We start from the raw sequence: 8,953 nt of genomic DNA on the forward strand, positions 1-8,953 counted from the left end.
CACTCGGATGTCTGTCCGAGGACTCAATAAAGTCAAAAGAGAACTTGGTTTTGTATTAATGGCACTTAATATAAGAAAAGTAGTAGCTCAACGAGTTGAAAATAATCAAAAAATTTATAAAAAAGACAATTTCTATATTATTTCAATAGAAATTGTCTTTTTTCACTTATCCAAGAACTTTATGTCCCACTCCCTATTTATTTACGATATTTCGTATTGTTGGCTCGTTTTTTAGGAGACAGCTTCAGCCTGTAATTCTCTAAAGAAATTCTTTGATGAACATTTACTCATTCTGTTGTGATGCTTGCTTAGGGGGCTGGGTCGAGCCGCGGTCTTCTAAAATAGTTTTTAGATAGATAAGCAACATAGGAGTCTTCACAACTACACTTCGTAATCTATCTTAGAACTATTTACTTAAGTGTGTGAGCACTTACGTTTATCAATAATTCTAAATCTCTCAGAAGTCGCTTAACTACGTTTAATTATCAATTAAAGATTTAGAAATTACTTGAAGTTTTTTTCATTAATTTTTGAAAATCTTTATCAGTTATATTTGAATGTGAAAGTGTTAATAAGTGACCGTCTAAGTCTTTTATAGTCATTTCTTTAGCGTTCCATGGTTTTTCTTCAAGTTGTTCCACAATAAATTGTGAAGTTATGTGTTTCTCTAAGTTATTAATATCTTTAACTAAAATATTCAAGTATGTTGCATTACCAACTTCAAAGTCATCACTAGAAATTAGCATGATATCTTGATACTTCTCCAATCTCAGATGCTCCATTAAAACCTCATTTTTATCATTTCTAAATTTAAATACACTGTTAAATCCTAGTGTTTTTTCATACCACTTCGCTGCTTTTTGAATGTCACTGACTAGTATCTTATTAAACATTGGCATTTGATAATAATCCATTTCAAATCTTCCTCCATTTCTTTGGTATAACTAAAACATAATCTATTACGTAACGTTAAAGTCAATAATGGAGAGACTAAAATTAGAATATGAATTGAACTAATATATTAATTTAGCGATGTGGTTTGTGTTAAATGTGTTTATTAAGAATAGCGAAGTAATATCTTTTCATAAAAGGTTAGTGTCGAAAATTGTATATTAAGCTATAAAATATCTTGAATTTTAATTAATGTAAAACATATGAGAAAAATAAAGATATTAGCATGGATGTTAATATTGAAATATAAAAATAGTCTAAAAGATGCTAAAGAAAACATATGAATTCTCAAATTGAGAATAACATGTAAGGGTGGATAGCTTATTATTATAGAAATAGTTGGTAAGTGCAAATTATTTCTTACTTAGGGGTAATTTAAATTTATGAAGCTATTTATATTAATTAGAAGTCTATAAATCGATAAAAATTAAATAACTAAGAATAAATTCTATTTTTGAAAAGTAGGGATATTTATGTTTGAAAAATTGGACTCTATTGAAGATGCACCATTTGATTTACTGTTGTTGGCTGATCCGTCTATGAAATTAATTTTAGAATACCTTCAGAGTGGAGAATGCTTTATTTATAAAGATGGTTCAGTAATATTAGGTTGTTATGTGTTAAAAGAAATTAATATAGATAAGGTTGAATTAGTCAACATAGCTGTTAGTGAAAATAAACAAAGTCACGGTATTGGTAAAAAATTATTATTACATTTGTTTGATTATGCAAAACAAAAAGGATACAAAGAGATCATTGTGGGGACAGGCAATTCTAGTATTGATCAAATTGCTTTTTATCAAAAAGCAGGTTTCAGAATGATTGGAGTAGAAATTGGGTTCTTCGAAAGAAATTATAATGATAAAATATACGAAAATGGAATTTTATGTAGAGATAAGATTTGGTTTTTGAAAAAAGTGTGAGCAAGTAATATATGGATGTTATATAAAAATAATAAAGATTAAAAATAAGCGTTGATAAGTAAAGTTTTTTTATTAACCAACTTAAATTGTATAGCACTTTTTACATTAAGAATTATTTATAAAACCATTTATAGTTTCATACTAAAAATTGATGTTTTTAGGAAAGGAACTTATTGTAAATATATGAGAATAATTGCGATTTTATTAGTGATATGTCTATGGACTAGCTTATTTATTAATTTTGGTATGATTAATGTCTTTTTAAATATAGCTACTACATTTGTGTTACTTAAGTTACTAAACGATAGAAAGAAATAATTTATTTGGATTTATCTTAGCTTAGACACCTGTTACTATGACAGGTGTTTTTATATTAAAATGTATATCTACTGAAAATATAGAAGGAATATTCAATGATGATTAGTATACTTATAAAAATGACTATTTAACATAATTAATTTTTTAACTATGTTTCATCTTGAGTATAGTGATTTTTAAAGTTAAGAATATTGTTTTTAAAAGAAGAACGGATTATATATAATATAATCATTCATAAATATCATATTTAAATATATGATAAGTAAGAAGGTGTACCTTGTGGAGTACAAATCATTAAAAAAGCTTTTTCATATGTATGGTTGGGATAATGTAGATACAGAATATAATATGCGGTTAAATAGTTATTCAAGTTATGTTACCGATTTTATAATCCATCCAATTCAGGACGAGAAACAACAAAGAGACGTAGAGTATCCTCTATTCTTTGTTCTAAATCGATCATTAGGTATTAATCTTGAAAAGGTCTTAAAAAACTCAGATAGAATTAAGCAACTTTCCTCAGAATTGCCTAAAGTTGCGAATGAAGTATATATTAAACATTTATTAATCAATTAAATCCAAAGTACAAATAAAATTGAAAATATAAAAAGTACGAAAAAAGAAATAGCTGCGTCTTTAAACAAAACTAAAGGTGAGAATAAGCGTTTTGATGGATTAGTAAACCAATATATTATGATTGAAAATGATGATGTTGAAATTAACTCAATTACAGATATACGTAATATCTTTGATTTAATTGTGCCTTCTGAAATTCTAGAAAAAGATTTACCAGATGGAAATTTGTTTAGAAAAAATTCTATTGGTGTATATGACAATGCTAAAAGTAAATGGATTCACAGAAATGAATTTAATGAACCAGAAATTTTTGAATATCTAACTATCTATTTAAGTTTTATTAAACATTACGAAGCACCAGATATTTATAAAATTCTAGCTAGTTATTACATGTTTGAATACATTCATCCGTTTTATGATGGAAATGGAAGAGTAGGAAGATATATTTTAGCTAAATTGCTTAATGATAACTTGGATTCATTTACAGCACTCACTTTTTCATACGTCGTAAATCACAATAAAAATAAATATTATAAGGCATTTCAAGAAGCATCTGATTACTTTAATAAAGGTGAAATAACAAATTTCATTGATGATATGATGCAATTACTTATTGAAGGACAAAATAATATAATAGAAACGTTTGAAAATAATACAGAAATAATTAAAAGACTTGCACAGGCACTTGATCAACAAGGATTGAATAAATATGATTCAGATGTTCTCTTTATATTACTTCAAGATAAAATTTTTGGAAGTAAATATTCTAGAATTACTATTAAAGGAGTCAAAGATATCGCAGGATATTCAAGAAATAAAGTTAATGAAGTAATAAAAAAATATGAAAGCAAATTAATTAAGTTAAAAAGTAATCCTGTTGTTTACGAAGTAAAAGATAGTTACGTACAGGAATTACTTTCTATGCAAAACAATTCAAATTGAAATATTTAAACATACAAATACGCAACATTAATGGGCAATTAAGCAATAAACGCCAAATTTATTCTCAGGTACTTACAATAAAAGTGTAATTTAAATATTAATGAAGGAGTGGAATCAAATGACAGACGTATTCGGTTTCATAAAAAAAGCGATTGACTTTATTAGTAGCATTTTAGTACACGGTGAACCTAAATAATTAAAGCTATAATGAAAAATCACCCCGGTATTAGATTAAAAATCTAATTTTCGGGGTGAATTATTTATATCGGTTTTTAAATTACACAATCACAAATTTCGCTTAATTGAATCAACGTAGGCAAATGATAAATGAAACGGTATTGATTCGCGTATTTTTGAAACTTAAAAGATATTAAATAAGTTTGTATAATAAAATATAAAGATGATTGGGGGGATTAAATGGAATTTAAACTAATTACTTATTTCGATGAAAGCTATATTGATTCAATTTACGAAACATATCAATCAGTTGGTTGGTTAAAACATGATAAAGATAAGATACGAAAAATTTTTGAGAATAGTACACATGTAGTCTTTGCAATTTATGATAATAAAGTCATTGGTTTTGCTAGAGCATTATCAGATGGTGTATTCAATGCAGCTATCTATGACGTTGTTGTTAATAAAGATTTTCAAAATAATCAAATTGGTATGCATATGCTTGAACACATTCTTAAGGAAATAGGGTCACTTTCATGTATCCATTTAATCTCAACTATCGATAATTTAGAATTTTATCAAAAGGCTGGATTTAAAAAATTGAAAACTGGTATGGTTATATATCAAGATAAACGCCTAACAGATACATATACTGAATAATTGGTAGATGGAATATTAAATCATTCTATTGAGTCTAAAATAAAAATTTGTATTACAATAGAAGAGTTAATAATCATAATTCACAGGAGTGTTATGTAAATGGAATGGATATTATTTGATAAAGACGGGACTTTAATAGAATTTGATAAGAGTTGGGAGAAAATTGGTATAAGATTAGTGGATAGTCTTTTAGAGGAATACCCAGTAGCTGATAAAGAAGTTGCACATCGCCAATTAGGTGTTCTTGATAATGCCATCGTTCCTGATTCTGTAATGGGGTCAGGGTCACTAGATGAAATGATTAAAGCTTTTAATAACGTTGTTGGTAAAGATGTCTCAACTTGGACACGTAATACGAGCCAGGAGCTTGTTGATACACGTGTGCCAGAGAACAACTGGATTGATGGTGTGTATGATATGATTCAATCTTTAAAAAAAGACGGCTATAAAATTGGAATTGTTACAAGTGATTCACGAAAAGGGGTATTGCAATTTCTTGAAGATACCAATTCTAAAGACGCTTTCGACTTAGTTATCTCTACAGAATCACATGCAGCGGAAAAGCCAAATCCAGCAGTATTAAATCCACTGTTTGATTCTTATGATGTCGAACCTGAAGATGTAGTTATAGTAGGAGACACTAATAACGACATGAAAACAAAGGTTAATGCTGAATTAGGTTTAGCAATTGGTGTACTTACTGGTATAGCTAAAAAAGAAGAGTTAGTAGATGCTGATGTGATAATAGAGACAGCTGTGAGTGTGCCCGAAGTCTTAAAACAATATATTGAAAACAAATAAGATAAAAAATGTAAAAACGCTACACAAAGAGTTTGAAATGTGTAGCGTTTTGTTTATGTTAACGATTATCTACCTTGCGATAAGTATTAATTACATGAGCAATTTTATCAATAATTGGGTCTAAAGAGTCTGGGTTTTCATGAATATCATATTCGTTGATGTTAACGCGCACGACCGGACAGGCATTAAAGTTATTTATCCAGTCTTCATAACGTTTGAATAACTTTTGCCAATACTCAGGATCCGTATTAATTTCCATATCACGACCACGTGCTTTGATACGCTCAATTACTTCATTGTAGTCGCACTCAAGATAAATTAATACATCAGGTTTAGGGAAGTAAGGTGTCATTACCATTGCATTGAACAACTCAGAATATGTTTTAAAATCATCTTCATTCATAGTACCTTGTTCTTCGTGCATTTTCGCGAAAATATCAACATCTTCATAAATAGAGCGATCTTGAATGAATCCACCACCATATTCAAACATACGTTTTTGTTCTTTAAAACGTTCTGCTAAAAAGTAGATTTGTAAGTGGAAACTCCAACGTTCAAAGTCATCATAAAATTTATCTAGATAAGGATTATGATCTACATTTTCAAAAGAGGTTTTAAAATTTAATTTGTCAGCTAAAGCCTGTGTCAATGTTGATTTCCCAACACCAACGGTACCAGCAATGGTGATTATTGCGTTTTGAGGTACTTTATAATTATTCATGTTCAATTGCTCCTATCATAGGTCTTATTTTTTCTAAAATTGATTGATAATCTGAGTCATTTTTAACAAAATCAATTTCACTTGTATTAATTAAGACGACATTCGCGCCTTCACTTTTCATGGCATTATAAAATGTTAAATAATCTTCTTTGAGATTCAATAAATAGTCATCCTCAATATGATGTTCAAAACTACGATTACGTTGAGCTATTCTTTGTTTCAGAACCTCCAAATCAGCATCTAAGAAAATAATCATGTTAGGCATTTCAAGATCTTCAGTTAAAATATCGAAAATGCGGTCAAATTTATCAAATTCATTATTACTCAACGTGTTACGAGCAAAAATTTTATTTTTATAAATATGATAATCGCTAACAACACCTTGAGTCATTTTAGCGATATCTTTTGCCTGTTTATATCGATTACAGAGGAAAAACATTTCTGTTTGAAAACTCCATTTAGAAATATCATCGTAGAAGTCAGATAAAAATGGATTTTCATCAATTATTTCTTTTTCTTCATAGTAATTTAATGTCTGGCTAAGCTTATGAGTTAGGGAAGATTTACCTACACCAATTGGGCCTTCAATTGCGATAAATGGTTTGTTCATAATCACATCTCCAAATGTTAAAATAGACAATGAGTATTGTATCATAAGTGAGGTATAACACACATGGCAAATGATGAATATTACATGAAATTAGCGATTGAAGAAGCTAAAAAAGCTCAAAAACTTGGAGAAGTTCCTATAGGCGCAATCATAGTTAAAAACAATGAAGTCATAGCAAGCGCACATAACTTAAGAGAAACTGCGCAGCTACCTACGGCTCACGCAGAACATATCGCTATTGAACGTGCTTCAAAAGTACTTGGGAGTTGGCGTTTAGAAGGTTGCACCTTATATGTAACGTTGGAACCCTGTGTCATGTGTGCCGGTGCCATTGTAATGAGTAGAATTCCTAAAGTGGTATACGGCGCCACTGATCCTAAAGGTGGATGTATTGGTAGCTTGATGAATCTATTAGAAGAATCTCAATTTAATCATAGAGCTGAAATTGTTAAAGGCGTACTTGAGCAAGAATGTGGTGATTTATTACGAAACTTCTTCCGTGAGCTACGGTTAAAGAAGTCTAAAACGAACAAGTAAGCGTACAAATTGTTTTATATTTGTTAAAATAATACACGTGAATGTGGTGTCAAAATTGAGGTTTAAAAACTTTTAGATGATACTTTTTCAAAATAAATAGCGTTTAATTAAGATAATGAAACGAGGTAACTGTATGATTAAGTTAATAGCAACAGATATGGATGGCACATTGTTAAATGCTGCACATGAAATTTCAAAAGAAAATGTTGATGCGATTAAATTTGCACAATCACAAGGAATAACAGTTGCCATTGCGACAGGTCGTGCATTTTATGAAGCGAATACACCTGTAGCTGAGACAGATTTAAGCGTACCATATATTTGTTTAAATGGTGCGGAAGTACGTGATGAATCATTTAATATTATGAATACGTCTAATTTGAATCATGAATTAGTGGAACGCATTAAATCAATTCTAGATAAAGATGACGTATATTATCAAATTTACACTAATAGAGGGATTTATACAGAAGATCCTACTAAAGATTTAGATATATATTTAGATATTGCTAAACAAGCAGGACAAGAAGCGGATGTTGAAAAGATTAAACAAGGCATTCAAAAGCGTATAGATAATGGCACATTAAAAGTTGTAAATAGTTATGAAGAAATTGAAGATATCCCGGGAGAATTAATCATGAAAGTGTTAGCCTTTAATCCCGATTTAGAGAAAATAAACGCCATTGGAGCAGAACTTTCAGCTATTCCAAGTTTAGCCATTTCATCATCTTCACGCGGAAATCTTGAAATTACACATTCTGACGCGCAAAAAGGAATCGCGTTAGAGTCTATTGCTAACCAATTAAATATTGATTTAAAAGACGTTATGGCATTAGGTGATAATTTGAATGACGTGTCAATGCTAGAACATGTAGGTTATCCGGTCGCAGTAGAAAACGCTATGCCAGAAGTTAAAGCAGTTGCTAAATATGTAACTGATACCAATGAAAATAGTGGTGTTGGAAAAGCCATCATGAAGTTATTGAAAGAAGAAAATAATTAATATTAAGAGGTGTATAGTAGAAATGAAAGGACATATAATTGTTGGTAGTGCCAAAGTTGGCTCACATACAAATGCGTTAGCTAAATACTTAGTGGGACAGTTTGATACACATGATTTAGATGTTGATATTTATGACTTAGCAGAACGCCCATTAAATCAATTAGACTTTTCTGGGACAACGCCGTCTATCGATGAAATTAAAACCAATATTAAAGATTTTCAAGAAAAAGTAATGGCAGCAGACTTCTTAGTACTTGGAACTCCTAATTATCATGGTTCATATTCTGGCATCTTAAAAAATGCATTAGATCATATCAATATGGATTATGTCAAAATGAAACCAGTAGGATTAATCGGTAATAGCGGAGGTATCGTAAGTTCAGAACCACTCTCACATTTACGTGTCATTGTTCGTAGTTTATTAGGTATTGCTGTACCTACACAAATTGCAACACACGATTCGGACTATGCAAAATTAGAAGATGGCACACTGTATTTAAATGACGAAGAATTCCAATTACGCGCAAAATTATTTGTTGATCAAATTGTATCATTTGTAAATAACAGTCCGTACGAACATTTAAAATAAATTATAATAATGTAAAAAAATACATTTATAAAGGAAGAAACTAGTTTAAAGAGTCTGGGACATAAACCCTAGAGAAATAGCCAGTAAATGAGTTTTAACAAATTCATTTACTGGCTTCTTTATTTACAATACTCCGTATTGTTGG

11 protein-coding genes and 1 pseudogene are annotated in these 8,953 nt (G+C 29.7%); 9 read left to right on the forward strand and 3 right to left on the reverse strand.

The genetic code is table 11. The annotated features are described in order from the left end of the window. Positions 1-235 (forward strand): annotated as a pseudogene (locus tag BDW31_RS11945) (IS5/IS1182 family transposase); the annotation flags it as partial. A 262-nt stretch (positions 236-497) separates the two neighbouring features. Here BDW31_RS11945 and BDW31_RS11950 read toward each other — a convergent pair. After that, on the reverse strand, positions 498-914 hold the full coding sequence (locus BDW31_RS11950; RefSeq protein WP_011276698.1) for a VOC family protein: 417 nt from the start codon (positions 912-914) through the stop codon (positions 498-500). Between the two features lie 510 nt (positions 915-1,424). Here BDW31_RS11950 and BDW31_RS11955 point away from each other — a divergent pair. From BDW31_RS11955 to BDW31_RS11970, 5 genes are all read left to right on the forward strand, one after another. Then, positions 1,425-1,874, forward strand: coding sequence for a GNAT family N-acetyltransferase (locus tag BDW31_RS11955; protein WP_011276697.1), 450 nt, complete (start codon positions 1,425-1,427; stop codon positions 1,872-1,874). Between the two features lie 597 nt (positions 1,875-2,471). Beyond that, positions 2,472-2,768, forward strand: coding sequence for a hypothetical protein (locus BDW31_RS12800; RefSeq protein WP_011276695.1), 297 nt, complete (start codon positions 2,472-2,474; stop codon positions 2,766-2,768). Between the two features lie 117 nt (positions 2,769-2,885). After that, entirely contained in the window at positions 2,886-3,710 is an 825-nt protein-coding gene (locus BDW31_RS11960; RefSeq protein WP_016931390.1) for a Fic family protein, read from the forward strand. Positions 3,711-4,127: 417 nt separating this feature from the next. Further along, positions 4,128-4,547: a GNAT family N-acetyltransferase gene (locus BDW31_RS11965; RefSeq protein WP_011276692.1), complete on the forward strand. Its 420-nt coding sequence runs from the start codon at positions 4,128-4,130 to the stop codon at positions 4,545-4,547. 99 nt (positions 4,548-4,646) lie between these two features. After that, positions 4,647-5,348 carry an HAD family hydrolase gene (locus BDW31_RS11970; protein WP_011276691.1) on the forward strand — a complete coding sequence of 234 codons (702 nt, stop codon included), beginning with the start codon at positions 4,647-4,649 and terminating at the stop codon, positions 5,346-5,348. A 58-nt stretch (positions 5,349-5,406) separates the two neighbouring features. Here BDW31_RS11970 and BDW31_RS11975 read toward each other — a convergent pair whose 3' ends face one another. Beyond that, entirely contained in the window at positions 5,407-6,069 is a 663-nt protein-coding gene (locus BDW31_RS11975; RefSeq protein ID WP_011276690.1) for a deoxynucleoside kinase, read from the reverse strand. Further along, complete coding sequence (locus BDW31_RS11980) at positions 6,062-6,679, reverse strand: deoxynucleoside kinase (RefSeq protein WP_011276689.1); 618 nt, start codon at positions 6,677-6,679, stop codon at positions 6,062-6,064. The genes BDW31_RS11975 and BDW31_RS11980 overlap by 8 nt, the downstream gene beginning before the upstream one ends. A gap of 63 nt (positions 6,680-6,742) precedes the next feature. Here BDW31_RS11980 and tadA point away from each other — a divergent pair, with 63 nt between their 5' ends. The 3 genes from tadA (at position 6,743) to BDW31_RS11995 (ending at position 8,808) form a co-directional block, all read left to right on the forward strand. Further along, positions 6,743-7,216 carry a tRNA adenosine(34) deaminase TadA gene (gene tadA, locus BDW31_RS11985; protein WP_110709678.1) on the forward strand — a complete coding sequence of 158 codons (474 nt, stop codon included), beginning with the start codon at positions 6,743-6,745 and terminating at the stop codon, positions 7,214-7,216. 133 nt (positions 7,217-7,349) lie between these two features. Beyond that, on the forward strand, positions 7,350-8,219 hold the full coding sequence (locus BDW31_RS11990; protein ID WP_110709680.1) for a Cof-type HAD-IIB family hydrolase: 870 nt from the start codon (positions 7,350-7,352) through the stop codon (positions 8,217-8,219). Between the two features lie 22 nt (positions 8,220-8,241). Further along, a complete protein-coding gene (locus tag BDW31_RS11995; protein WP_110709681.1) occupies positions 8,242-8,808 on the forward strand; it encodes an NADPH-dependent FMN reductase in 567 nt (188 codons plus the stop codon). The last annotated feature ends 145 nt before the right edge of the window (positions 8,809-8,953 follow it).

Source organism: Staphylococcus sp. AtHG25 (assembly GCF_003217445.1).
GTDB classification, from domain to species: domain Bacteria; phylum Bacillota; class Bacilli; order Staphylococcales; family Staphylococcaceae; genus Staphylococcus; species Staphylococcus haemolyticus.